This window comes from Citrobacter sp. U14242 (genome assembly GCF_046555775.1).
GTDB lineage: Bacteria > Pseudomonadota > Gammaproteobacteria > Enterobacterales > Enterobacteriaceae > Citrobacter.
In genome coordinates, this window is sequence record NZ_JBKGLW010000006.1 from 1 (window position 1) to 25717 (window position 25717).

At 49.1% G+C, this 25717-nt stretch carries 24 protein-coding genes, 2 pseudogenes and 1 riboswitch; of the genes and pseudogenes, 9 read left to right on the forward strand and 17 right to left on the reverse strand.

What is annotated here, in order from left to right:
* Nucleotides 1–82 precede the first annotated feature (82 nt).
* Complete coding sequence (locus ACLJXE_RS10940) at nt 83–331, forward strand: hypothetical protein (RefSeq protein WP_410750859.1); 249 nt, start codon at nt 83–85, stop codon at nt 329–331.
* Nucleotides 332–416: 85 nt separating this feature from the next.
* Here the strand turns inward: ACLJXE_RS10940 and ACLJXE_RS10945 are convergent, their stop codons facing one another.
* A complete protein-coding gene (locus ACLJXE_RS10945; protein ID WP_410750860.1) occupies nt 417–2258 on the reverse strand; it encodes a TIGR04141 family sporadically distributed protein in 1842 nt (613 codons plus the stop codon).
* 267 nt (nt 2259–2525) lie between these two features.
* Nucleotides 2526–2858 carry an NIPSNAP family protein gene (locus ACLJXE_RS10950; RefSeq protein ID WP_410750861.1) on the reverse strand — a complete coding sequence of 111 codons (333 nt, stop codon included), beginning with the start codon at nt 2856–2858 and terminating at the stop codon, nt 2526–2528.
* A 1167-nt stretch (nt 2859–4025) separates the two neighbouring features.
* Between ACLJXE_RS10950 and ACLJXE_RS10955 the strand changes: the two genes are divergently transcribed.
* Together ACLJXE_RS10955 and ACLJXE_RS10960 are read left to right on the forward strand one after the other, a co-directional pair.
* Complete coding sequence (locus tag ACLJXE_RS10955; protein ID WP_410750862.1) at nt 4026–5681, forward strand: P-loop NTPase fold protein; 1656 nt, start codon at nt 4026–4028, stop codon at nt 5679–5681.
* 328 nt (nt 5682–6009) lie between these two features.
* Nucleotides 6010–6203, forward strand: a pseudogene (locus ACLJXE_RS10960) (recombinase family protein); the annotation flags it as partial.
* 11 nt (nt 6204–6214) lie between these two features.
* Here ACLJXE_RS10960 and ACLJXE_RS10965 read toward each other — a convergent pair.
* The 3 genes and pseudogenes from ACLJXE_RS10965 to pth all read right to left on the reverse strand — a co-directional run.
* A pseudogene (locus ACLJXE_RS10965) lies at nt 6215–6583 on the reverse strand (Arm DNA-binding domain-containing protein); the annotation flags it as partial.
* Between the two features lie 214 nt (nt 6584–6797).
* Entirely contained in the window at nt 6798–7892 is a 1095-nt protein-coding gene (ychF, locus tag ACLJXE_RS10970) for a redox-regulated ATPase YchF (RefSeq protein ID WP_005122324.1), read from the reverse strand.
* Between the two features lie 115 nt (nt 7893–8007).
* Complete coding sequence (gene pth / locus ACLJXE_RS10975; RefSeq protein WP_003020814.1) at nt 8008–8592, reverse strand: aminoacyl-tRNA hydrolase; 585 nt, start codon at nt 8590–8592, stop codon at nt 8008–8010.
* Nucleotides 8593–8866: 274 nt separating this feature from the next.
* Between pth and ychH the strand changes: the two genes are divergently transcribed.
* Nucleotides 8867–9145 (forward strand): stress-induced protein YchH, encoded by a 279-nt coding sequence (ychH, locus tag ACLJXE_RS10980; RefSeq protein WP_048211449.1) that lies wholly within the window; start codon nt 8867–8869, stop codon nt 9143–9145.
* A 46-nt stretch (nt 9146–9191) separates the two neighbouring features.
* Here ychH and ACLJXE_RS10985 read toward each other — a convergent pair whose 3' ends face one another.
* The 12 genes from ACLJXE_RS10985 to lolB all read right to left on the reverse strand — a co-directional run bounded on the left by ACLJXE_RS10985 (nt 9192) and on the right by lolB (nt 20970).
* Complete coding sequence (locus ACLJXE_RS10985) at nt 9192–10001, reverse strand: cytochrome c1 (protein ID WP_286630922.1); 810 nt, start codon at nt 9999–10001, stop codon at nt 9192–9194.
* Between the two features lie 4 nt (nt 10002–10005).
* Nucleotides 10006–11178, reverse strand: a complete 1173-nt coding sequence (locus ACLJXE_RS10990) for a cytochrome b (RefSeq protein ID WP_410750863.1) — start codon at nt 11176–11178, stop codon at nt 10006–10008.
* 1 nt (nt 11179) lies between these two features.
* Nucleotides 11180–11731 carry a ubiquinol-cytochrome c reductase iron-sulfur subunit gene (gene petA, locus ACLJXE_RS10995; protein ID WP_410750864.1) on the reverse strand — a complete coding sequence of 184 codons (552 nt, stop codon included), beginning with the start codon at nt 11729–11731 and terminating at the stop codon, nt 11180–11182.
* A 24-nt stretch (nt 11732–11755) separates the two neighbouring features.
* Nucleotides 11756–12196: a pseudoazurin gene (locus ACLJXE_RS11000; protein ID WP_286630927.1), complete on the reverse strand. Its 441-nt coding sequence runs from the start codon at nt 12194–12196 to the stop codon at nt 11756–11758.
* An 18-nt stretch (nt 12197–12214) separates the two neighbouring features.
* Entirely contained in the window at nt 12215–12994 is a 780-nt protein-coding gene (locus tag ACLJXE_RS11005) for an ABC transporter ATP-binding protein (protein ID WP_410750865.1), read from the reverse strand.
* On the reverse strand, nt 12991–14055 hold the full coding sequence (locus ACLJXE_RS11010; protein WP_410750866.1) for a FecCD family ABC transporter permease: 1065 nt from the start codon (nt 14053–14055) through the stop codon (nt 12991–12993). Before ACLJXE_RS11010 ends, ACLJXE_RS11005 begins: the two co-directional genes overlap by 4 nt.
* A gap of 65 nt (nt 14056–14120) precedes the next feature.
* Nucleotides 14121–15173, reverse strand: a complete 1053-nt coding sequence (locus ACLJXE_RS11015; RefSeq protein WP_410751031.1) for an ABC transporter substrate-binding protein — start codon at nt 15171–15173, stop codon at nt 14121–14123.
* Between the two features lie 210 nt (nt 15174–15383).
* A riboswitch (cobalamin riboswitch) is annotated at nt 15384–15614 on the reverse strand.
* Between the two features lie 242 nt (nt 15615–15856).
* Nucleotides 15857–16372, reverse strand: coding sequence for a GNAT family N-acetyltransferase (locus tag ACLJXE_RS11020; RefSeq protein ID WP_410750867.1), 516 nt, complete (start codon nt 16370–16372; stop codon nt 15857–15859).
* A 108-nt stretch (nt 16373–16480) separates the two neighbouring features.
* On the reverse strand, nt 16481–18160 hold the full coding sequence (gene dauA / locus ACLJXE_RS11025) for a C4-dicarboxylic acid transporter DauA (RefSeq protein ID WP_286630933.1): 1680 nt from the start codon (nt 18158–18160) through the stop codon (nt 16481–16483).
* 124 nt (nt 18161–18284) lie between these two features.
* Nucleotides 18285–19232, reverse strand: coding sequence for a ribose-phosphate diphosphokinase (prs, locus tag ACLJXE_RS11030; protein WP_001518537.1), 948 nt, complete (start codon nt 19230–19232; stop codon nt 18285–18287).
* Between the two features lie 266 nt (nt 19233–19498).
* A complete protein-coding gene (gene ispE, locus ACLJXE_RS11035) occupies nt 19499–20350 on the reverse strand; it encodes a 4-(cytidine 5'-diphospho)-2-C-methyl-D-erythritol kinase (protein WP_410750868.1) in 852 nt (283 codons plus the stop codon).
* On the reverse strand, nt 20347–20970 hold the full coding sequence (gene lolB, locus ACLJXE_RS11040) for a lipoprotein insertase outer membrane protein LolB (protein WP_286630935.1): 624 nt from the start codon (nt 20968–20970) through the stop codon (nt 20347–20349). The genes ispE and lolB overlap by 4 nt, the downstream gene beginning before the upstream one ends.
* A gap of 302 nt (nt 20971–21272) precedes the next feature.
* Here lolB and hemA point away from each other — a divergent pair, with 302 nt between their 5' ends.
* From hemA to sirB1, 5 genes are read left to right on the forward strand one after another with little or no spacing between them, the layout of a single operon-like run.
* Nucleotides 21273–22529, forward strand: a complete 1257-nt coding sequence (gene hemA, locus ACLJXE_RS11045; RefSeq protein WP_040233235.1) for a glutamyl-tRNA reductase — start codon at nt 21273–21275, stop codon at nt 22527–22529.
* A 41-nt stretch (nt 22530–22570) separates the two neighbouring features.
* Nucleotides 22571–23653, forward strand: a complete 1083-nt coding sequence (gene prfA / locus ACLJXE_RS11050) for a peptide chain release factor 1 (protein WP_271440914.1) — start codon at nt 22571–22573, stop codon at nt 23651–23653.
* Complete coding sequence (gene prmC, locus ACLJXE_RS11055; RefSeq protein ID WP_410750869.1) at nt 23653–24486, forward strand: peptide chain release factor N(5)-glutamine methyltransferase; 834 nt, start codon at nt 23653–23655, stop codon at nt 24484–24486. Before prfA ends, prmC begins: the two co-directional genes overlap by 1 nt.
* A complete protein-coding gene (gene sirB2, locus ACLJXE_RS11060) occupies nt 24483–24875 on the forward strand; it encodes an invasion regulator SirB2 (protein WP_410750870.1) in 393 nt (130 codons plus the stop codon). Before prmC ends, sirB2 begins: the two co-directional genes overlap by 4 nt.
* Nucleotides 24876–24878: 3 nt before the next feature.
* Nucleotides 24879–25688 (forward strand): invasion regulator SirB1, encoded by an 810-nt coding sequence (gene sirB1, locus ACLJXE_RS11065; RefSeq protein WP_286630938.1) that lies wholly within the window; start codon nt 24879–24881, stop codon nt 25686–25688.
* Nucleotides 25689–25717: the final 29 nt, after the last annotated feature.

Here is a 25717-nt window from a genome sequence, read left to right on the forward strand (position 1 = left end):
AACTGATTTGGCGATATCAATACCAACAACTCTGATCGTGCTCATGTGATTTACTCCCGTAGCAAACGCAGACAGTAAAAGTATGGCACTGGCTGCTTCAGGAAAGGGCGTCCATCACATCACTACACAGTTTGTTGGACATATCCGTGGTTCTGGCGAGACAGAGAACCGATATAGCAAAGATCATCCACCAGCAGCTCTCTATGCTGTTCTTGAGAGCGTTACGCTAGGGCTACCGGAAGTCGCTCCTTTTGTTTGCGAAGATGGTGTAGATGCGGTAGCTGATGTTCTCAGAATAAAACGATTTAATAAGCAATGTAGACAAAAGTAACTCTTAATTATTAATTTTAAATACCAAAAAAGCCCCGAATAAATTACGGGACTATGATAGGTGATATTTATATAAATAAACTTATTTATAGACGTTCGCTTTCCCAGGCATGGCTTGTGCTGAGATCCCCGTTTTCACTGGCTTTGACATGAACAATATATCTTGTGCCGACAGGACTATTAGTAATCTCTTGAGAACACCTCGTGACTTTTTTTCCTTGAGGAAAAGGCTGATTGTGATCAACAAGGGCTTCATTTTTACCATTTGCACCAAGGGAAACAACAACTGTAATGCGTGGGTATTTACTATAACTTTCCTTAGAGGGACTAATGTCGTCTATAAAACTTACCGTACCTTCCGTGCGATGAAGAGCAAGAGTTCTTAAAGTTCGCATTAAACTTATTTTAGAAAAAAGAGGGAGGTTCTCAGACTTCAATCTCGCTGGTTTTTTTGTAATTATACCAAACTCAACTTTATAATTTCCATTATCTATTACACGGTTAAAACTATCCAGATCTTTATCTTGAATATTTTCTTCAATTAGTTCCTTGAGTTTTTGTTTGCTCCTGCTTTCCAAAATCAACAATTCTATTGAGTTGACCCCTTGATTGAAAAGATGACTTAGTTGAGATGATCTGGAAGATATTTTTATATGATGAAAGATACACTTATTATCATGATAACTAATTATGTCACACGGTTCTATTTGTGTGTGTCCATCAGGGCTGATATCTTTCTGATCTAAACATATATGGTTGAGTGAGTTGTTTGCAACATCTTCGTTATAGTTCTCTTCACTATAGTTTCTTATGTTGTCCCTAATGTTATCATGATTATATGGCGGAAGTAGAGTATCTTCGCACCTTGCATCTATATAATCCTTTAAACTCTGTAAGTAATCTTGGTCAACCTTATACCATTCACCTTCGCAGAGATGATAAACAATCTCCTCATTGTCAAAGTGAATATCATAGATAAAACTTCTGTAGATATTATATGCCTTGGTAATAACGCCTTCTTCATTGCAGAGATTAAGCGAGAAGCTTTTAACCTTGTCTATATCGAACGTGTTTAAGTCAATTTCTCCTAAATAGTCATAAAACTCATCAAGACTAATGTCAGTATATATAGGGGATATCCCTTTTCTTCCTTTAAAGGAGCAGTAAATGTTATCGCTGTAATCCACGATCTCAGGGATTGATAAAGATAAATCAGGATTTTTATTAATAAATGCGTCTAAAAGCGAATCATCTAGCCGCTCAATTTTTAGAGGGTCTTTCTCTGGCACTATTTTTTGTATGTTAGGGAAGGACTGCAAATATTCATCACTGGAGTATAAATCTAAAAGTTGCTCGCACAATGCTATTAACCCATCAGGTTCAATTTTCAATCCTACTTTTAAGCTTGTGGAGCCGGTCGCATTTTTAAATAGGTCGATATATTGTGCTTTAACTTTTCCTGTCAGGCTTTTTAAAACCTCGCTATTACTATCAAAATCTAAATAGGTTAAGTCAGACATAACCGGGACTTGCATTCTTTTCCTTCTTGATGCGCCGGGATCTACTATGTCAGCGCTTTTTAACTCTTTAGGTTCAAGGCTGTTTAATGTTACTTTAAGACCAAAGTCATACTCATAGGAAACATCGAGTAGATTATGATAAATGTGGCCAAAAGTTAGAGCGAAATATCGATCTCGTACTGGAAGAAAAATTAACGCTCCCTTACTTTCTTGTTCTAAATTCCCGTCAATAGAGAAGTAATTCACCCACCAAGGAGTTGTCTTAAATCTGTCTGAAATAAATAAACTTGCACCCTGTGGGAGATTTTGAGCCTGAAAGTCATCGAGAAGTTGATGATCTGGCTTAAGGGAGTTCTGTGCGTTGTAGCCTGCTTTTAGCAAAAAAATAGAAAAAGACCTTGTTTTCATATCATTTTAGCCCTTTAAGAGGTAAGCACTTATGAAATTACTTGAATTTGAGGAAAGTTTACATTTTTACTCATACTAATCGTGATATAGGTCAAACATACAGCCGACTGACGAATTCACTAACACACTGAGTCATAGAGGGGGTTACTAGACTGGAGTAATATTTCAAGCGCGCCAAGAGGCTTTCTGCGCCGTTTTTCTTTAAAAGTAGTGCATTTAGTGCGAAATTTGGGGGCGCTCAAAACGCGTCTGGTGAAGCCAGATAATCTAAGATTGCAACCGCAGCCCTTCCACGCTTTCCAATGGCAGGTTTATCACTGTTTTAATGCTGGTCTCGATGCTGCGAATAATGTCTTCGCGTGGGCCGCTGCGCCAGTCAGGGCTTGTATAGAAAGCATCGAGAACCGTAGCCATGCTTTCAGCACTGTCGAAGGAGCGAATCAGGTAGTAGCAATCCGGGTCATGCAGTGAGTTGCCAAATGAAGCAACATCGATTCCGTGGCGTTGGTGAAGGGGAACACTAATTTCCTGCATGATGGCGTGGAAAGCAGTTCCGGTGCCTTTGCGTAAGATGTATTGCAGTATCTCGATGGTTCTCAAGCGTTATCTCCCAATCGCTTCTGAGCGGCTCTTTGTTGATAGCAATAAAGTAAACCGGACTGACCCATGAAGCCACAACTAATCAAACGACCATCCATAAGCAAAGCTGCAATATGCGAGTCAAACACGTTTTACAGTCCTCTGCCGCGTTTTTTATAATAGGGTGTGAATTTCACTGTGCAAAAGTTGTGGCATTCTCTCAGCGTAGCTGGTTAAACAGGCTTAATCTTTTAACAAACCGCCACTTTCGGTATATGCGATATCTGGCGGAAAAATTATCAACCAGAGCAGCATGGACGTTTATGGCGACTTACCGACAAATTGCCGATGATGTTAAATCCCGAACGGGTAGAACAGTAAAGACATGCTGGATAGCGCATGTAAAGTCATTATATGGGCTAACCCGTGGCGTATCACCGAACCGGATCAGCACTGAAAGTCGGGTTTACCCTTGTCCTGGTAAATGGATTACGGAGATCGAGCAATCAATGAGAAATCTGGGCGAGCTTTAGCTTTACCGCGCCACTTAACTTTGGAGGTTGTTTGCCTCTATAAGGAGAAAACTACCGCCGTGGAAATTTTCGGACGCCATGCTTGAGAGGAACACTTCCAAACCTAAGACATCCAATTTCCTGCGAACACATTGCTAGCTAACAGTTAAGGTTTGCATATTGCGAAGGTGAGAGGACGGCAGGTTTACTTTTGACGGGAACGGTTTGATACAGCGAGAAAGAGAAAAGGAAAAGCGTAATTGTTAAAAATGTTAAAACATAAATTGTTCTTAAAGATGTAACCCTTCCTCGGGGTGAAGCCGGAAATGGTGGCGCTAGAGGTAAAGGCGGGATGGCGGAGGCAGTTCAGATAATACACCGGGTCGGGCAGGATGTCTGGGAGGGACTAATCCTGATGAGAACGGCAATTTTTATCTCGAAGGAACAAAAGAAGAATGCAACCCAGGTCCGTAGGGTGCAGCGAAAAACACCAGTTTTCGCTAAGGTATAAGGATCTGCAAGCGGTGATAGGGTAATTGTCTGTCGCCAAGTTATGTTATTTTTGTAATTTTGTAAAGCATGTCTTTCGCATGCTGCACACATCGATTATAACTAAACCTATCGATAATCAAATATTTGAGGTCATATGTCATTATACTCTACTCAGTCTCAGTTGATGCAGTTACTTGGTGAAGGCGATAATAAAGTCATCGCCCTATCGGGGAAATGGGGTACAGGCAAAAGTTTCATGTGGGAACAGGTAAAAAAGACTTCTTCTGACGAGGTTGTTAAAGCTGCGTTATATGTTTCATTGTTTGGTTTGTCGAATCTTGAACAAGTAAAAATGAAGTTAATTCAAAGCGCCGTGCCTTCGATTGAAACCTATCCTGGGATATGGGATGGCACAAAGAAAGCATTAGCTTCAGGAATAAAGGTATTGGAGGGATTTCATAAAGGATTTAGCGCCTTAAATGATATCGGAATTGTTTTTTCTCCTACTATATTAAGAAACAAGTTGATTGTTCTTGATGATATTGAGCGGAAACATGAAAAACTGAATATTGATGAAGTGCTCGGTTTTATCGATGAGTTTACGCAGCAACATGGCTGTCGCTTTATACTTATCCTTAACAGTGATCAGCTGGCTAAACGTGACATATGGGATTTATTCAGAGAGAAGGTTATTGATCAGGAAATTAAACTAATAACCTCTCCGTCTGAAGCTTTTGATATCGCGGTTAATCTAACCGCTTCACGCTTCGAGGAACAAATTCGAAAAGCGATAGTTGTTTGCGGATTAACTAATATAAGAATTATTAGAAAGGTAATTAAAGTAGTAAATAGTATTCTTGAAGGGAAGAATGACATGACTGAAGCGGTATTGTGGCGTGTGATCCCCTCTACCGTTTTACTCGCTTCTATTCACTATAAAGGCATAGATGATGGCCCTGATTTTGACTTTGTTCTCAATAGAGATGTTGGGTATATTTCAAGTTTAATTGATTCAGGTAACACCCCTTCAAAAGAAGAAAATAAGCATGCTTCTAAATGGAGGCAGCTAATTAAGGATTTAAGTATTCCGCAATGCGACGAATTCGAGCTGCTAGTTGTGGAGTATTTAGGGTCTGGTTTATTCGAAAGTTCGAAAGTGTCATCAATTATTGATCGGTATATTAATGAGGATGAAGCGACAAATTCATTGCAAGCGGTTTGGATTTTTTTTGAGAAATATACTTGGGATCACAATTTAACAGAATGTTTTTTATTATCTGAAGCTGCTGTTATATCAAAAAAAGCTGAATTTCTTGATGCGCAAACAGTAAGTTCTTTATATGAGGTTGTATCAAGTTTATCTGGTGGAGGACAACTTGCAGATAAATTGATTGATGACTGGATTAACACATTCAAATTTAAAAATCATGACGATCTTAATTTCTTTAATTTATCATATGGAAATTTCCATCCAAAAATTAAATCTGAATTCGACAAGATTAAAGCAACAAAACAAGCAAATTTATCTTTTTATGATGCATGCCGTTATGTCGTAGAAAATAGGGCGTGGGGATCTCGTCAAATTATTGCATTGAATTCAGCTACAGTTCAGGATATTGAGCTTTTCATTAGAAATGGTGACATTTCTTCTATGCGTTTTTTCATGACAGCTATGTTGGATTTTTGGTTGCACAAAGAAAACTATGAATCGAGCTTTAAAGCGGCAATGGATAATTTTGTTCAGGCTTGTAAAATTATTTCTTCAGACAAAAATAAACCACGCCTCTCTCAACTTATAAGAAACTTATTTTTGGAGGCTAAGCTTGATAGTTTTCTATAGTGTGTTTGAGAAATTTAAGTGAATGAACGTCTTACTAATCTCTATAATTACTGAGATTAGGGAAGATAAGTGAAGTAAAACGATCGTTTGTTATAAATGGCTTTGCATAATTAGCTTTATACTTTCGTTGGCCGTCTTTATCAGTTCTAGTCTTAAAGATAATGAGTGAAGCACTAATATGCGAAGTCATTTATATAATGCCAAAAAACGACCATTTCCGGCACCCTGCCGCGTGTCGCTTTTAACTGTTGAAAAATTAGCCTTGGCAATTATTGGCAGGCATCCTATTGTTGAACCGTTTTCTGACAGGCATACCGAGGTGTTGATAATGGCGAATTTTGGCTATGGGCGCGTTTCTACCGCGCAACAGGATACCGAAAACCAGCGGCTAGAGCTTGAGCAAGAAGGGGGACGTTTGACTATTGGTTTTCGGATGTCGTTAGCTGGAAAGCCCCTGCTATGCAGCGCAAAGCATTCTCAGCGTTGCTGGGCAAGATCAGGGATGATGAAACGCTGGTTGTGTAAGTATCCCGCATATCCAGTCGCCGCGTTTTGGTAATTTCGGCCCAGTCATTCATCTGCAACCACTCTTTAGCGATCAGCTCAAAGGTGTTGGATGCGTCGTTGACCTTGCGGATCTTATCTAACTGGCGAGCCTGTGTTGGGCTAACTCCATCTGCGACTTGCTTACGCGCTTGCTCGCATTTCTCGCGGGCTTCGGCAAGTTTGACCGTCGGGTAATCACCTAGCGCAAACATGCTGGATTTACCGTTGAGTTTAAACCGATAGCGCCAGGCCTTTTTGCCGTTGGGTTTCACTTCGAGGTAGAGACCGTTGAAATCATTTAGTCGATAGAGCTTTTCTTTCGGCTTGGCAGTGCGGCATTGCGTATCGTTGAGCATAACGGGGCCTTGTTTATTTATTATACCGTTATTGTACTCACTTAAAATGAAGATGAAAATTGATTGTACTTATGTCTGTACTCATTTTTGACAGCGTTGTTACGAGATGAGTTGAGACATTATGAAATGAAAAATCCACGCAATTGCGTGGATTTTATAGAGTTTTACCGTTGTTCTGAGATTTAGTGAAACCTCATGAGACGACAAATTTTATTTAGACGTTAAACAGGAAGTTCATCACATCACCATCTTTAACGATGTAATCTTTACCTTCTGCACGCATCTTGCCGGCTTCCTTCGCGCCTTGCTCACCTTTATAGGTGATAAAGTCTTCAAATGCGATGGTTTGTGCGCGGATAAAGCCTTTCTCGAAGTCGGTGTGGATCTTACCGGCTGCCTGCGGGGCGGTTGCGCCGACAGGGATGGTCCACGCACGGACTTCTTTAACGCCAGCGGTGAAGTAGGTCTGCAGGTTCAGCAGTTCGTAGCCTGCGCGGATAACGCGGTTCAGGCCTGGCTCTTCCAGACCCAGTTCAGCCATAAATTCGTCGCGGTCAGCATCGTCGAGTTCAGCAATGTCAGCTTCAACAGCGGCACAAACGGCAACCACGACGGAGCCTTCAGCGTCGGCGATTTCGCGAACTTTATCGAGGTACGGGTTGTTTTCAAAACCGTCTTCGTTCACGTTGGCGATATACATGGTTGGTTTCAGCGTCAGGAAGCTCAGGTATTTGATGGCTGCCTTGTCTTCGTCAGTCAGGTTTTTCAGTGCACGCAGCATACCGGCGTTTTCCAACTGCGGCAGGCATTTTTCCAGTGCAGCCAGTTCAGCTTTAGCGTCTTTATCGCCGCCTTTGGCTTTCTTCTGTACGCGGTGGATAGCACGCTCGCAGGTGTCGAGGTCGGACAGCGCCAGTTCGGTGTTGATAACGTCGATATCGTCAGCGGGATCCACTTTGTTGTTAACGTGGATAATGTTGTCGTTTTCGAAGCAGCGAACAACGTGACCGATAGCTTCGGTTTCACGGATGTTGGTCAGAAACTGGTTACCCAGGCCTTCACCTTTGGATGCGCCTTTTACCAGGCCCGCGATATCCACAAATTCCATTGTGGTTGGCAGGATACGCTGTGGTTTGACGATTTCGGCCAGTTGATCCAGACGAGGATCGGGCATCGGGACAACACCCGTGTTCGGCTCGATAGTACAGAACGGGAAGTTTGCCGCTTCAATACCCGCTTTTGTGAGCGCGTTGAACAGGGTGGATTTGCCTACGTTTGGCAAACCGACGATACCGCATTTGAATCCCATGTTTAAATCACCTTAATCTTTTGATATTCAACCTGTTATGGAAAACAGATTGTAGAAATGTAAATAACTCTGCCTATTATACACAGCACGCGAGAAAAATGCCGCACATCGCTGCTTATTGCGCTTTAAAGGTGTGTAACCGGCTCGTTGCTTTGGTGAGTCCATCTTTGAATAAAATCTCGGTACAACGTGCCGCTTCGTCAATGGCTTCATCAATTAACTTCTGTTCTGAAACAGGCGGTTTGCCTAAAACAAAACCGACAACTTTATTTTTATCGCCCGGATGACCGATTCCAACGCGTAAACGATGAAAGTTAGGGTTATTACCTAACTTGCTGATGATGTCTTTCAGGCCATTATGTCCGCCATGACCCCCGCCCAGCTTAAATTTGGCGACGCCAGGTGGCAGATCTAACTCATCGTGGGCGACCAGAATTTCATCAGGGTTAATGCGATAAAAGCTGGCCATCGCGCCAACGGCTTTGCCGCTCAGATTCATAAATGTGGTCGGTACCAGCAGGCGAACATCTTCACCTTCAAGCGTGACTCTGGAGGTGTAACCGAAGAACTTCGGCTCATCGCGCAGGGGGGCACGGAGTCTCTCTGCCAGTAAATCGACGTACCATGCGCCTGCATTATGTCGCGTTGCCGCATACTCTGCGCCGGGATTCGCCAGGCCGACAATCAATTTAATCGCCACGTAATTTGTCCTGAGTGTGTCTATAACCGGCGTGTAGTTTACTGTTTGCCGACGCGCTTGACAAAAAACGGCGTGCGCCGCCTCGAAAACTGAATAATTGCAGGAATGGACTATTGGAAATTGAGGGTGTTCAGTAGCTTATTTGTAAAGTTTTGTTGCATTGGTGTTTGTAATTGTGATCACAGGCGCACTTGCGAACGGCAGTGTTGTCTATACTTTACACATAAGGATTAGGGATATTCCCTGTAACAACCCAAAGTTCCGGAGGTGACACATGAAACGCAAAAACGCTTCGTTACTCGGTAACGTGCTCATGGCTTTAGGGTTGGTGGTGATGGTTGGTGGTGTTGGTTATTCTATTTTAAACCAGTTGCCGCAATTTAATCTGCCACAGTTTTTCGCACATGGTGCCGTGCTCAGTATTTTTGTTGGCGGTGTCCTTTGGCTGGCGGGTGCCCGCGTCGGGGGACATGAACAAATCAGCGACCGTTATTGGTGGGTTCGTCATTACGACAAACGCTGCCGTCGTAATGATAGCCAACGCCACAGCTAAGTGCTGACATAATCTGCAGACCAGCCAGCGTTTCGCTGACTGGTCGTTAGTTTTTCTCGTTGCTGCGCGAGCGGGATCGCATGCGCTGTAACAGTGCTAATAGCGTCAGCATAATCACCAGATATCCCATAACGACCGTTCCCTGATGTTTTCTGCTCTCAAGCTGCGGGTCAGCGGCCCACGCCAGAAACGCGGTGACATCTCGTGCGTACTGTTCTTCCGTTTGGGGAGCATGCGTTTGCATAGCCCAGGTGATGTCATTGTCAGCCAGCGGTTTGGGCATATTAATCATCCTGCCAGGGAAAAAACGGTTGGTTTTCATCTCCGGGTCATCGGTTGCATACCCGGTCAGCAGCGCATAAACGTAATCAGCGCCTTGCTCGGTGTAGGGGGTGAACGCATCCAGTAAAAATCGCGGAAACCCACGGTCGTAAGTTCGCGCTCGAACGATATAGCTCAGGTCAACCGGTAGCGCGCCATTATTCAGGTATTTTGCTTCCTGTTCATTCAGATAAGGTGACGCGAAAATATCGTTCAGATTGCCTTCCCGTTCGCCGGGTTGGCCGTCGTCTTCAATTGTCGCGAAGACGTAGCCGCTGGCCAGTGTTTTGGCTTCCGCCTCACTGAGTTGCGGCCCTCCTGCTTTAGTCAACGTTTTGAAAGTGAGATATTTCATACCGTGACAGGCCCGGCATTTCTCTTCATATACCTGCAGCCCGCGTCGCAGTTGTTCGCTATCGTGTTTACCGTTCACGCCGCTAAACGACCATGTCTGCGCGGTGGGGCGCTGTGCGTAAATCGCGTTGCTAAAGAAAAGAGCCAGAGTCAGAGTTACAGTGGTTAAAAATCGCGCCATGATGTCAGTCCTGTCGCTCCAGTAAACGTCGGCACGGCAGCACAAGCAGAAACCATGCAAAATAAATAAATGTTGAAAGCTGAGACGCCGCGCGTGTCCAGCCATCGTCATCGCTAAAACCATCAACTAAGTCCGGTCCGACCAATGCTTTTGAGCCCAACCAGCCCAGAAAGAGCGCATTGGCGACCCAAAGCCAAAAAATGGCTTTAACCAGCCGACTGTTATTGCGAAACCGTGCGTGTGACGTATCCAGCCAGGGAAGAAAATAGAAAATTAGTACCGCAGCGCACATCGCAGTGATGCCTGCCAGTTCATTGGGGAAGCAGCGCAGAATGGAGAAGAAAGGCAGGAAGTACCATTCAGGCGCGACAATTGCCGGTGTGAGTGTTGGGTCTGCCGGGATAAAGTTATCGGCGCTGCTGAGATAGTGCGGCGCGAAAAACAGAAACCAGGCAAACAGCATTAAAAAGAGGGTGAGTTTGATAGTATCGTTTTCGGTGATGCGAAAATCGAACAACAAACGCCGGGACTCTTTGGGCGAAAATGTTTTCTTCCGTGCGTGGGCAAAAGCCGACTGGACGGTACGGATGTGCCATATCGTGACCACGACAATGGCGAAGGGGATGATAAAGTGAAGGACATAAAAACGGCCTAATGTCGGCGTGCCGGGCATATAGCCACCGACCAAAAAGGTATATAGCGTATCGCCAATAAACGGTACTGCCCGGGCGAAACTGGTGATGACCGTAGCGGCCCAGTAGCTTTTTTGCCCCCAAATCAGGCTATAGCCGAGAAACGCGGTAATCATCAACAGCACATACAGCGTCACGCTGATTGCCCACATCTTCAGATAGGGTTTGCGGTAGACGTTGTAATACATTGCCCGGAAAATATGCAGATAACAGGCGAAGAAAAAAAGCGATGCGCCAATAGCATGCAGATTGCGCACCAACTCACCGTGTCTGACTGCACGCAGAATATGAACAATAGAGTCAAAAGCGGAGCCCGCTGTAGGCACATAGAACATAGCCAGCACAACACCGGAGAGCATTTGCACGCCCAGCATGACCAGCAATATGAGACCGACAGCAAAGATCCACACGCCAGCGACTGAGCGGGGGACTGGAAGACGAAACTGCAGGTGATACCAGGGGGGGGACGGATAAGCGGATTTCATCTCAGGCATCCTTCGTACCAATATGCAGACTCAGGCCGTCAGCCGACACGCTAAAGTCAGGGATGGCCAGATTCGCTGTGGCCGGGCCTCGCGTTACACGCCCGGAGGTATCAAACTCGGAACCATGACACGGGCAGACCCAGCCCTGTCCGTTGGGGTTGGCATAGGGGACACAACCAGCATGTGGGCAGTAACCTTGTACGACCAGCCACTGTGGATGTGCCGCTGCCACCCGCTCGCTATCCGCTTGTGGATCGGCCAGTAAACGCAGATCAGCTTGCCGCGCCGCGGCGATCTCCTCCGCCGTGCGGTGGCGAATCAGGATCAGTTTTCCCTGCCAGATACGTTTCACCGTCTGGCCTGCCGTTACGCCAGCGAGGGAGACATCAACAGGTTCATTTTCCGCCACAGTTTTATCATCCGGACCCAGCGCGGAAATAAGTGGCCAGACGGCGGCGGTCACGCCCGCTGCGCCGACAAATGTCGTCAGCTTGCACAGGCAATCGCGTCGCTGAGTTTGGATTGTTTCGCTAAGCGTTTTTTTATCCACCACCGTTATTCTCCCTTTATGACGGCGTTACTGTTTATCGATGCGGGTATAAATTTCCTGAAAACGCTTATCGGCAAGACCAGGGGCTTTGAACGCGCGGTAGCTGTCGGGTAAAACGGCGTCGCCGACTTTAATCAGCATGATCATGCCCTGCGCGTAGTGCGGTGAACATTTGATACCGTAGAAACCTGCATTGTCGTATTTCACTTCAATTTCTTCATCGATTTTGCCGATAAAACCGGGGTATCCGGCGGGAGAGAGTTCGGCAATTGATGCGGCATTGTGGCTCTTATGTTTGCGGATAAACTTCACGCTATCACCTGGCTGGATCGCCAGATAGTCCGGCTCATAAACCATCGGGCCGCCTGTACCGCGGTTTTTCATCAGCACTTCGTAGGTTTGTGCAAAAGCTGTCGAGGTGAAGGCTAACAGGCATAAGATTTGCAAAATTTGCTTAACACGTTTCATTGCGGTTCCTTTCGGTGTTTACGCGGGGCGTTGGTAACGGATAAAACAGTTCGCTTCGTCGGGGGCGTGTTCGACAATCGCGTCGATCCCAAACCAGCTATTAAGATTTTCACGGGTAAAAATGGCGGCAGGACGTCCCTGCATCGCCAGCTGTCCGGCCTTCATCACCATGATGCGATCGCAGAACATCGCCGCATGATTCAGGTCGTGTAGGGCGGCGATGACGGTGAGTTTTTCACGTTTAACCAGATTGAGCAGGCCAATCTGATGCTGGATATCAAGATGGTTTGTCGGCTCATCCATCAGCAGTACCTGCGGCTGTTGTGCCAGCGCTCTGGCGATGTGCAGACGTTGACGCTCTCCGCCGGAGAAGGTATGCCAGCAGCGATGCTGCATGTTTTGTAGGGAGACTTTCTCCAGCATCGTCTGCACAATGTCGTCGTCTTTCCTCGACCACGGCGACAGCAGGCTCAGCCATGGCGTGCGACCAAGCGAAACCGCCTGAATGGCGGTGAGACGCTCGCTGGTTTCAGCCTGTTGTTCAACCAGTGCCACCTTTTGCGCCAGATGGCGGCGTGAATAGCGACGAATATCCTGATGATTTAGCGTGACGTGCCCGGAAGAGGGTTTCAGTAAACCTGCCAGGAGCGAAATCAGCGACGTTTTCCCGGAACCATTGGGGCCGATAATGCCGACAAACTCGCCGCGCGATACCTGAAAAGAGACATCATTGACGATGGCTTTGCCTTTGACCTCCCAGTAGAGATGCTGGGCGTTTATCACAGGATTAGCGGTCATTTCCCCGGATTCCCTCGTATCAAAATGATGGCAAATGCCGGTGCGCCGACCAGTGCGGTAATCACGCCGATCGGCAGGACCTGTCCTGGAAGTAAGGTGCGTGAAATAACATCCGCGACGATAAGGAAAATGGCGCCAATAAGTGCGCTGACGGGCAGTAGGCGATGGTGCTGATTTCCCACCAGTAATCGCGCAGCATGGGGAATGACCAGTCCGACAAAGCCAATGGCGCCGACGATTGACACCATGATGGCCGTCATCCCTGTCACGGTGGCAATCAGTACGCCACGGGTGCGTTTAACGGGAATGCCCAGCGATGCCGCCGATTCCGCGCCAAACGAGAAAGCATCCAGATGGCGGGCGTAGCAAAAGCAAACGACAATGCCAATCAGCGCAGTAGGGATTGCCAGCACGACATCCGGCCAGCGTACCCCGCTGAGATTGCCCAGCAGCCAGAACATGATGCCCCGAGCCTGTTCGGCATTGGCTGAACGCGTAATGATGAGTGAGGTAATGGCATTGAACAACTGCGAACTGGCAATCCCGGCGAGAATGATTTGCGTGGTGGCCGAGCCGCTTTTGCCCCTTGCCGCCATCGCCAATAGCGCGACAAACAGAAATGCCGTCAGCGCGCCAATAAACGCGCCAAGCGACATGGAAATGATCCCTGCGCCAAGTCCGGTCAGGGCGATGAGCACCGCACCCGTTGAGGCTCCGGCAGAAATACCCAGCAGGTAAGGTTCGGCCAGCGCATTGCGCAGCAGCGACTGGAGAACCACGCCTGAAATCGCCAGACAGGCTCCGCAGCAGGCGGAAACCAGCGCACGGGTCAGGCGGTAGTTCCAGATAATCCCGGCATCAAGCGCATCTACCGCATACTGTGTATCAAACAAGCGGTTTGCCAGCGTATGGCTGACATGTTGCCACGGGATAACCGTCTCACCGATTGAAATGCCCGCCAGAAGGACGCCGCACATCACCATGCTGACCCACAGCGTGTGGAATAGCGTCCGGCTGGCAAGCTGGCTCATGGCATGACGCGTCCTGCGTAATTCGCTCATTGTTTACGACTTCCCGGAGTACGAAAAGGCGCTATGCCCGCATAAGGCATAACGCGCGACGAGAGTTAGTGAGTCGTCTGAGGGTGCGCCAGGCCATATTGCACCAGCGCATCGGCGAGTTTTTCCAGCCCGTCAATGGTTCTGATACCCGCGTTCATGGTCTGCACGTCGATTACCGGCAGGTGGTTTTCTTTCACTGCCGGGATCAGCCGGGTAACAGGATCGGACGTGAGGTATTCCATTTTGACTTTCCAGTCATCGGCCGGGAAGCGGCGACGGCCCATCTCGCCGAGGACGATGACCGATGGGTTGGCTTTGGCAATGGTTTCCCAACCTACTGTTGGCCACTCCTCGGCAGAATCAATGACATTTTTCACCCCAAGAGATTGCGCTATCCACGCCGCGGGGCCAAATTTCCCGGCGACATAGGGATCAAGCTGCAGGTCAGCGCTGGAGAACCAAAAGACGGCAGATACCGGGTTGTCCATACCGGCAATTTTAGCTTTCGCGGCGGCTTCACGTGCTTTCAGGCTGGCAATCAGTTCATCGCCTTTGTCCTGTACATCAAAAATTTTCGCCAGGTCAGCAATTTCCTGATAGACCATGGCAATATCAAACATGCTCTTACGCACGCCGTCACCGCCGTCTTCGTTGTCTTTGGCGCAATCGGCCGGGGCGGTATAAACCGGAACGTGTAATTCGCTAAATTGTTCGTAAGAGGCAACTGTGCCCGCAGGGCCAATCTGCCATTCAAACTGACTGGCCACCAGATCCGGTTTTTTCGCAATAATCCCTTCGAAACTCGGGATGTTTTGCGCAATGACCGCAATCTTGTCATTCGCCGCTTTGTACTGTTCAGATACCGGGCTAAACCACAGTGATGTCCCAACAACACGATCGGCCAGACCCAGGGAATAGAGAATTTCAGTACTGTTTTGTCCAACGGTAGTCACGCGTTTTGGCGCATGATTAAAGGTAATATCCCTGCCACAGTTTTTGATCGTTAGTGGATATTCTGTTTTAGCCGCAGAAGCCATATTGCTGGTCAGGAAGAGTGCTGCGCCAGTCAGTGCCAGAAGTGAAAGTTTGCAATAAGCAGAAGTTATTTTTGCGTGCATTAGCGTTGTCCCGTTCATGCCAGAATCTGAACGTCTGGTCATGGTTCATTTCGTTCCATAAATTCGGGACAGGCACATGACGATAGATGACATCTAATCGTGAACGGCGGGCAAGATAATATGAATATAAAACATATTGTTGCCAATTTGTTCAGAAATTATATTATTCATTCGTCAAATAAATCACCCCATGGACCATCCCGTCCACTCAATGTATACAACCTTGACAGCAGGTCTCCTGGCTCGCGGCAATCTGAATATCGGCCTTCCCATAAATGCGTTCTTTACAGTGACCTGTCGTGGATAATCCACGACACAGTGATATTCAGTTTCCGCTTACAGTTGCGGGGGCAGCTATGGCATAAGATTAAAATAATCCGCACCATATTCCGTTTCAAAATGATAAATAGATTCTGAAATACTGTCGGTGGGGACTCTATCGGTATCGAATAGCCCCGTCAACCGCTTGAATAAGTAGGGGTGATGCCACTTTCAGTTTTTAATTCAATGAAATCAATCTGTTGCTTTTGTACTTATGACATTAATTATGTGAAAAGCACAAATGTCGATAAACTAAATGAGAATTGTTTGATGTTGATCAATTAATGTTTTCTTTGCCGAACTGAGCACGATTAATAACGAATTTTATCGTGATATTTAATTATTTGCGCGATGTCACATTTTTATTGATATTTTTCCATGTGCACGATTTGCTGTTCGCCACCTTCATCAAAATAGACGGTAAAGTGATTTCGCAACCAAAATTGATAGCCACCAGGTAAAAAATGGTGGGTGTGCAGATAGCGTGTTTTATATTGTTGTCGGTCACAAAATTGTTCCGCCAGCAGGACAAGTTGGCTGCCTATGCCTTGCCGACGATATTCCTGTGCGACATAGCAGCGACAAATTTCTGCGGTTGAGGATAATTGATAGCGTCCACGCAGTGCCGGTATTCGGTCATCGTACTGGCAGACCGCCAGCGTAGCGATAAGTTGCTGTCGGTTATTCCATGCGCCGAGCAACAGATTTCGCGGCTGATGGAGGTAGTGTGAGCGCAGATTTAATACATCTGCATGCGGTTCAGGTTCCGGTCGGTTAGCGTTAAAATAGAGATTTAAATGGTGGATAATAAACGACTGAACGGCCGAAATATCAGCCTCAGTTATTTCACGGAATATAAATGCAGTATCAGCGTTCATCGTTGCAGATATCATCAGAACCAGGGAAACTGGATAATAGCAACTCAGACACGTTTACAGAAGAGAAGTGTTACCGGCAAGCCTTCGCAAGCCGGTAACATAGTATGATTAAATATCTGCCAGTGCGGCATCGCGGTTCGGGAAGAACGTCAGACGACCAGGGATGGGTTGGATACCCGCGCGCGCCATGGTGCGTAGCGGCTGGAACTCCAGGTTACTGATACGCAACTCACAACCTTCCGGCAGGCGTTTAACAAAACGCTGGAAGGCGTCCAGACCGCCTGCATCCAGTACCGGTACTGCGTCCCATTTCAGTACCACAATGCGTTTTCCTTCGAGGCGAGATTCGAGATCGGTAAAGAGTCCCTCTGCTGCGGCAAAGAAAAGTGGGCCAATAACGCGCAGTACCAGTACATCGTCTGGTACGTCTACGTTGACCGGTGCCAGACGCGTCATGCGCGCAATACGGCGCATAAACAGCAGGGAGGCAAGTACGATACCGACACTGATAGCGATAACCATATCGAACAGCACCGTCAAAGACATACACATCAGCATGACGATGATGTCGTCTTTCGGCGCGTGGCGCAGCAGATCCACAACTTTATGTGCTTCACTCATGTTCCACGCCACCATCAACAGCAGGGCAGCCATTGCCGAAAGGGGTAGCCAGGAGAGCAACGGGGCCAGCACCAGCAGTGCAAGGATCACCAGAATCGCGTGAATGACCGCAGAAATTGGCGACGTTGCGCCGGCACGAACGTTAGCCGCTGAACGGGCAATCGCGGCGGTGGCGGTAATACCACCAAAGAACGGGGCGACAATATTACCCAGGCCCTGACCAATCAGTTCACTATTGGCTTTATGCTTCGTCCCTGTCATTCCATCGAGCACGACGGCACACAGCAGGGATTCAATCGCCCCCAGCATCGCCATCGAGAAGGCGGCAGGTAGCAGCGCCTGTAATGAGCTCCAGCTTAGCGTAAAGTTTGATTCTGGCATATTCCACGGTAATACCAGTTGGGGTAGCAACTGCGGAATACCGTTACCTTGCGAACCATCGGCCAGTATGTAGTGAAACTGGGAACCGATAGTAGCGACATGCCCACCGCTCAGGTTAACAATACCCATTACCGCACAGCCTGCCAGCAGCGCCGGAAGGTGGCCAGGCAGACGGATCCCCAGCCGTGGCCAGAAAATCAGGATCCCCAGCGTGACTACGCCAATGGCGGCGTCGCCGAAGTTGATGGTTGGCAATGCCATAAACAGTGCACCGACCTTCTGCAGGTAGTGCTCCGGGACATGGGCCATCTGTAAACCAAGAAAATCTTTAATCTGCATGGTACCGATGGTAATACCAATACCCGATGTAAAGCCTAACGTGACTGACACGGGAATATATTCGATCAGGCGGCCAAAGCGAGCGAGGCCGAAAAGGATCAGGAATATCCCGGACATTAGCGTGGCGACCAGCAGGCCTGCCAGCCCAAACTGTTGCGATACCGGATACAAAATCACCACGAAGGCGGCGGTAGGGCCTGATACGCTAAAGCGTGAGCCCCCGGTGAGGGCGATAACAATCCCAGCCACGGCCGAGGTGTACAGGCCGTACTGTGGTGCAACGCCACTACCGATTGCCAGTGCCATTGCCAGCGGAATCGCAATGATCCCAACGGTTATCCCGGCGATCAGATCACGTGTAAAACGTGAGGCGGTATACTTTTCTTTCCAACAAGCGTCGATGAGGGCGCGGAAAGGCATCACATGTGAGGAAAATAATTTATTCACAATAATGTTTCATCCATGAGCGCATCATCTGTCAACTAAATGGCAGGTGAAGGAGGCATAAGTCATACAAATAAGTGTTACAGATAAAAAAACCCGCCGCAGCGGGTTTTTGAGCCGGGCTCGATTAATGCTCGAACATGGCAGAGATGGATTCTTCGTTGCTGATACGACGAATCGCTTCGGCCAGCATACCCGACAGGGTCAACGTACGCACGTTCGGCAGTGCTTTGATTTCGTCGGTCAGTGGAATGGTGTCACAGACAACGACTTCATCAATTACTGAGTTGCGCAGGTTGTTTGCCGCATTACCTGAGAAGATCGGGTGAGTTGCATAAGCAAATACGCGTTTGGCACCACGTTCTTTCAGCGCTTCAGCTGCTTTACACAGCGTACCGCCAGTATCGATCATGTCATCAACCAGCACGCAGTCACGACCTGCAACGTCACCAATGATGTGCATCACCTGAGAAACGTTCGCACGTGGGCGACGTTTATCGATGATAGCCATATCGGTATCGTTCAGCAGCTTAGCGATAGCGCGGGCACGCACGACGCCACCGATGTCCGGAGAAACCACAATCGGGTTGTCCAGATTCAGCTGCAGCATGTCTTCTAACAGAATCGGGCTACCGAATACGTTATCAACCGGCACATCAAAGAATCCCTGGATCTGTTCAGCATGCAGGTCAACGGTGAGGACGCGGTCAACGCCAACGCTGGACAGGAAGTCCGCGACGACTTTAGCGGTAATCGGTACACGAGCAGAACGTACGCGACGATCCTGACGTGCATAGCCGAAGTAAGGGATAACGGCGGTGATACGGCCTGCGGAAGCACGGCGCAGCGCATCAACCATAACGACCAATTCCATCAGGTTGTCGTTAGTAGGGGCACAAGTGGACTGGATGATGAAAATATCACCACCGCGTACATTTTCATTAATTTGTACGCTGACTTCGCCGTCGCTAAAGCGACCTACAGCGGCGTCGCCGAGTGAAGTGTACAGGCGGTTGGCAATACGTTGTGCTAGTTCCGGGGTGGCGTTACCAGCAAAAAGCTTCATATCAGGCACGAGAAGAACCTCAGGCATGCGTCCATTGGTGGAAAGAATCTGCCGAAAACTGTGCGGGCCAGGCAGTATCCTCTCCAGGCGGTGTATTAAAGAGCGCGATGCAACGTCTGGAACGGGGTGACGTTGTCACCGCAACTCAGCTTGCCCGGCTTACTCGTCATCATTCACGTTTCATGTGCGCTGGCATCAATTTCTCACACCAGTCACATACTTTTGTACGTGTCTGGCGATTCGTCATCTCGCCATCTTCCTGAAACCCAAATGATTTAGAGTAGCGCTCTGTGCAATGGGGAGAGGTTGACACCTTTCGCCACAAAGCCTTTGAGCCAATCCGGGGCTTGCTCAAGCACCTGGCGAGCACGGGACTCAGTGTCAAATTCAGCAAAGACACAAGCCCCTGTACCAGTCAGGCGCGACGGCGCGTATTCTAACAGCCAGGAAAGCGCCGCATCAACCTCGCGAAAACGTTTTCTTGCGATAACCTCGCAATCATTGCCGAATTCACATTTTAGTAACGTTTCTATTGACCTTTTTGGCGTGTTACGGGGGAGGTCAGGATCTTTAAAAATCACCGGCGTTGGAATGCTGACTCCTGGATGAGCGATCAGGTACCACTTTTCTGCTGGATTGACCGGCGTCAGGACTTCTCCTACGCCTTCAGCAAAGGCTGCGTGACCGCGTACGAATACCGGTACGTCGGCACCCAGCGTTAAGCCCATTACCGCCAGTTCATCTACAGACAACCCACACTGCCATAGATGATTCAGTGCCACTAAAACGGTGGCGGCATTCGATGAGCCACCGCCCAGACCACCGCCCATCGGCAGACGTTTGTGAATGCTGATGTCTGCGCCACTGCCGGTTGGCAGGCGACCGCGTTCCGCGGCGGTTTTCATGAGCAAGCGTGCGGCGCGCACAATCAGGTTGTCTTCATGCTCAACGCCATCCACTGGCGTTAACAGGCGAATTTGACCGTCGCTGCGTACGTTGATACTAATCTCATCGCCATAATCGAGAAACTGGAACAGTGTTTGTAGCGTGTGATAACCATCCGCACGTTGTCCGGTGATGTATAAAAACAGATTCAGTTTCGCCGGGGAGGGCCAGTGGGTCATCATTTCACAATCCAGTTATCCATTTTCAGCTTAATGCGCTGGTCGCCGTCGGACAGCTCCATATTTGCAGGCATCGCCGGCTGTGTTTTGCTGTCGTAGGCGCTGTACACGACTTTCCAGTTTTTACCGTCTTTACTGTAATTCACTTCGCTCAGGCGGTATTGATCGTCGAGTTTGTAATCTGTTGCATCGCCAGGCAAGCCAAGGATCCACTGGCGCAGGCTGTTCAGCGGGATGGGCATCCCGGTCAGTTTGCCGATCATTTCTTCAGCGTCGTCAGCGGTGTAGTGCTTCCCTTTGTTGTCGACGAGTTCCACGTTGCCCGGTTGCGCGTTCAGTTCCAGTTCAGTACTACCCAACGGATTGGTCAGCAGAAGACGGTAGCGATCCTGGCCAGTTTGCTGCCAGAAAAAGCGGGCATACACTTTTTGCTGGTCAGAAATATAGGCAAACGCACCGCGTGTCTGATATTGGTTCAGGGCGCGCACTTCCTGCTGGTGCTGGCGCCACTGTGGAGAGTCGGGGCTTTTGCCGGGGCCTTTCGGCGCGTTGAGCGCACAAGCGGTGAGAACCAGGCTTGCCAGTGGCAACAGACGGATCAGGCGAAAATCAGGCAGAGTCATAATGATGACAAATCCTTGTAATACGGTGCATTAATTGCCTGATGGCGCGGCGCTTATCAGGCCTACAAACTGAATCCGCAGGTCGGAAAAGACGCGTTTTGCCATCCGGCAAAATCATGCCAGCGGTTGCAGTTATAACCCTTAATGCTAGCGCCGACCGTGAATATCGTCTACGGTCACGTTATCTTAATTTAAACCGTAAGCTATTACTCCAAAAGGGGGCAGTCTCTTTTATTGGCCGCACGCATCCTGTATGATGCACGCAGTCTAACCTTATCAACGCTGGTACTATTCCCGCACACATGACCCTTTTAGCGCTTGGTATTAACCATAAAACGGCACCTGTATCGCTGCGAGAACGCGTAACGTTTTCGCCGGACACGCTCGATCAGGCGCTGGACAGCCTGCTTGCGCAGCCAATGGTGCAGGGCGGGGTAGTGCTGTCGACGTGTAACCGCACAGAGCTGTATCTCAGCGTAGAAGAGCAGGATAACCTGCAGGAAGCGCTGATTCGCTGGCTGTGTGAGTACCACAATCTGAACGAAGAAGACCTGCGCAGTAGCCTCTACTGGCATCAGGACAACGATGCTGTCAGCCATCTGATGCGCGTTGCCAGTGGTCTGGATTCACTGGTGCTCGGCGAGCCACAAATTTTGGGGCAGGTGAAAAAAGCGTTTGCGGACTCGCAAAAAGGCCACCTGAACGCCAGTGCGCTGGAACGTATGTTCCAGAAATCATTCTCCGTTGCGAAACGTGTACGCACAGAAACGGATATCGGCGCCAGCGCGGTGTCAGTTGCCTTTGCTGCCTGTACGCTGGCGCGTCAGATCTTTGAATCCCTTTCCACGGTAACCGTGTTGTTAGTGGGTGCCGGCGAGACCATCGAGCTGGTGGCGAGACATCTGCGTGAGCACAAAGTGAAGAAGATGATCATCGCTAACCGCACACGTGAGCGTGCGCAGGTGCTGGCCGATGAAGTCGGCGCCGAGGTGATTTCTCTGAGCGATATTGATGCCCGCTTACAGGATGCCGATATTATTATCAGTTCTACCGCCAGCCCGCTGCCGATAATCGGCAAGGGGATGGTTGAACGTGCGCTAAAAAATCGCCGTAATCAGCCTATGCTGTTGGTTGATATTGCGGTACCGCGCGACGTTGAACCGGAAGTGGGCAAACTGTCCAACGCCTATCTGTATAGTGTTGACGACCTGCAAAGCATCATTTCGCATAACCTGGCGCAGCGCAAAGCGGCCGCCGTGGAAGCGGAAACCATCGTTGCGCAGGAAACCAGCGAGTTTATGGCCTGGCTGCGAGCACAAAGCGCAAGCGAGACCATCCGCGATTATCGCAGTCAGTCTGAACAAATCCGTGATGAACTGACCGCCAAAGCGTTGGCTGCTCTGGAACAGGGCGGTGATGCGCAAGCCATTATGCAGGACCTGGCGTGGAAGCTGACTAACCGCCTGATCCACGCACCAACTAAATCACTTCAACAGGCCGCCCGTGACGGGGACAGTGAACGCCTGAATATTCTGCGCGACAGCCTCGGGCTGGAGTAGCAGTACACCAATCTCATTTTTTACAGGGTGCATTTACGCCTATGAAGCCTTCTATCGTTGCCAAACTGGAAGCCCTGCATGAACGCCATGAAGAAGTTCAGGCGCTGCTCGGTGATGCGGGAACCATCGCAGACCAGGAACGTTTTCGTGCATTGTCGCGCGAATATGCGCAATTAAGTGATGTTTCCCGTTGTTTTACGGACTGGCAACAGGTTCAGGAAGATATCGAAACGGCACAGATGATGCTCGACGATCCTGAAATGCGTGAAATGGCGCAGGATGAACTGCGCGAAGCAAAAGAAAAATGTGAACAACTGGAACAGCATCTGCAGGTTCTGCTGCTGCCAACCGATCCTGATGATGAACGTAACGCCTTCCTTGAAGTGCGTGCGGGAACCGGTGGTGATGAAGCGGCACTGTTTGCGGGTGATTTGTTCCGCATGTACAGCCGTTATGCTGAATCGCGTCGCTGGCGGGTAGAGATCATGAGCGCCAACGAAGGCGAACATGGTGGCTACAAAGAAATTATTGCTAAAGTCAGCGGTGATGGTGTCTATGGTCGACTGAAATTTGAGTCCGGTGGTCACCGCGTACAGCGCGTTCCGGCGACCGAATCTCAGGGGCGTATCCATACTTCTGCCTGTACGGTAGCGGTGATGCCGGAACTGCCGGACGCAGAATTGCCGGATATCAACCCAGCCGATCTGCGTATTGATACTTTCCGGTCATCGGGGGCGGGTGGTCAGCACGTTAACACCACCGACTCAGCAATCCGTATTACCCACTTGCCAACCGGTATCGTGGTGGAGTGTCAGGACGAACGTTCGCAGCATAAAAACAAAGCGAAAGCGATGTCGGTGTTGGGGGCGCGTATTCGTGCCGCTGAAGTGGCCAGACGTCAACAGGCGGAAGCCTCTGAGCGTCGCAACCTGTTGGGCAGCGGCGATCGTAGCGATCGCAATCGTACCTATAACTTCCCGCAGGGACGTGTGACCGATCACCGCATCAACCTGACGCTTTACCGTCTGGATGAAGCGATGGAAGGTAAACTGGATATGCTTATTGAGCCGATTGTCCAGGAATACCAGGCCGATCAGCTGGCGGCGTTGTCCGAGCAAGATTAATGGACTATCAGCAATGGCTGCGTGAGGCAATCAGCCAGTTACAGACCAGTGAAAGTCCGCGCCGTGATGCCGAGATCATACTTGAGTTCGTCACCGGCAAGGCGCGTACCTTTATTTTGGCGTTTGGTGAAACGGAATTAACCGCAGCGCAGCATGAACAGCTGAACGCGCTGGTGGCGCGCCGTCAGCGGGGGGAGCCCGTCGCACACTTAACCGGGGTTCGCGAGTTCTGGTCACTGCCGCTGTTTGTGTCACCGGCAACGCTTATCCCACGCCCGGACACCGAATGTCTGGTCGAGCAGGCGCTGGCGCGTCTGCCAGCCTCACCGTGCCGTATTGTCGATCTGGGGACTGGCACGGGCGCTATTGCGCTGGCGCTGGCCTCCGAGCGCCCGGATTGCGAAGTCATTGCGGTTGACCGGATGCCGGATGCTGTGGCCCTGGCGACCCGCAATACTGAGCATCTTGGCATCAAGAATGTGCGCGTGTTGCAAAGCAACTGGTTCAGCGCTTTGCAGGGGCAGCAGTTTGACATGATCGTCAGTAACCCGCCGTACATTGATGAACAGGACCCGCATCTGGCGCAGGGCGATGTGCGCTTTGAGCCACTGTCGGCGCTGGTCGCAGGCGCAAGTGGTCTGGCGGATATCGTGCATATCATCGACCAGTCTCAGCACGTATTAACCCCCGGTGGCTATCTGCTGCTGGAACATGGCTGGCAGCAGGGCGAGGCGGTACGCGACGCGTTTACCCGCGCGGGTTACCAGGCGATTGAAACCTGCCGTGACTATGGCGGCAACGAGCGGATTACGCTCGGGCGCATCCCATCATGAATACGTTCAGCACGCTACTCACTATTCATCTCGTTAGCATCGTGCTTTCTGTCGGGTTACTCACGTTGCGTTTTTGGTGGCGTTCTGCCAATACACGCCTTGCAACAGCGCGCTGGACGCGTATTCTGCCACCGATCATTGATACTGTTTTACTTCTCAGCGGCGTGGCGTTGATCGCTAAAACGCACATACTGCCATTCACCGAACAGGGGACATGGCTGACTGAAAAGCTGTTTGGGGTTATCATTTACATCGTTTTGGGTTTTATTGCGCTTGATTACCGTCGGGCGCGCAGCCAGCAGGCGCGATTAATCGCATTTCCGCTGGCGCTGGTGGTGCTGTACATCATCATTAAACTCGCCACCACAAAAATACCGTTACTGGGGTAAGTCATGAGGTCGTTAGCTGATTTCGAATTTAATAAAGCGCCGTTGTGTGATGGGATGATCCTGGCGTCGGAGTCAATCCGTCTGGATTTTCCAACACAAACTGTCTACGACGAACTGGAACGTCTGGTTAGTCAGGCGCAAGAAGAAATTAGCCAGCTCCTGTCTCAGGATGAGCAACTGGATAAACTGCTGGCACTTTTTTATGGCGAATGGGGGTTTACGGACACCCACGGCGTCTACCGTCTTTCTGATGCACTATGGCTCGACCAGGTCCTGAAAAATCGTCAGGGCAGTGCGGTTTCACTCGGTGCCATCTTATTGTGGATTGCTAACCGACTGGATCTGCCGTTGGTTCCGGTGATCTTCCCGACGCAGCTGATCCTGCGTATTGAATCGCTGGAAGGTGAAATGTGGTTGATCAACCCGTTCAATGGCGAAACGTTAAATGAGCACACGTTAGAAGTGTGGCTGAAGGGTAACATTAGCCCGGTTGCCGAACTGTTCAACGAGGATCTTGATGAAGCGGATAACGCGGAAGTGATCCGTAAGCTGCTCGACACGCTGAAATCTTCGCTAATGGAAGAGCGGCAAATGGAACTGGCGCTGCGAGCCAGCGAAGCATTACTGCAGTTTAATCCTGAGGATCCGTATGAAATACGCGATCGCGGATTGATTTACGCGCAACTGGAATGTGAACATGTTGCGCTGACAGATTTAAGTTATTTCGTTGAGCAGTGTCCGGAAGACCCCATCAGCGAAATGATCCGTGCGCAGATTAATACTATTTCGCACAAACAAATTGTATTGCATTGATTAATAACACTTTACCTACCGTTTAAGGC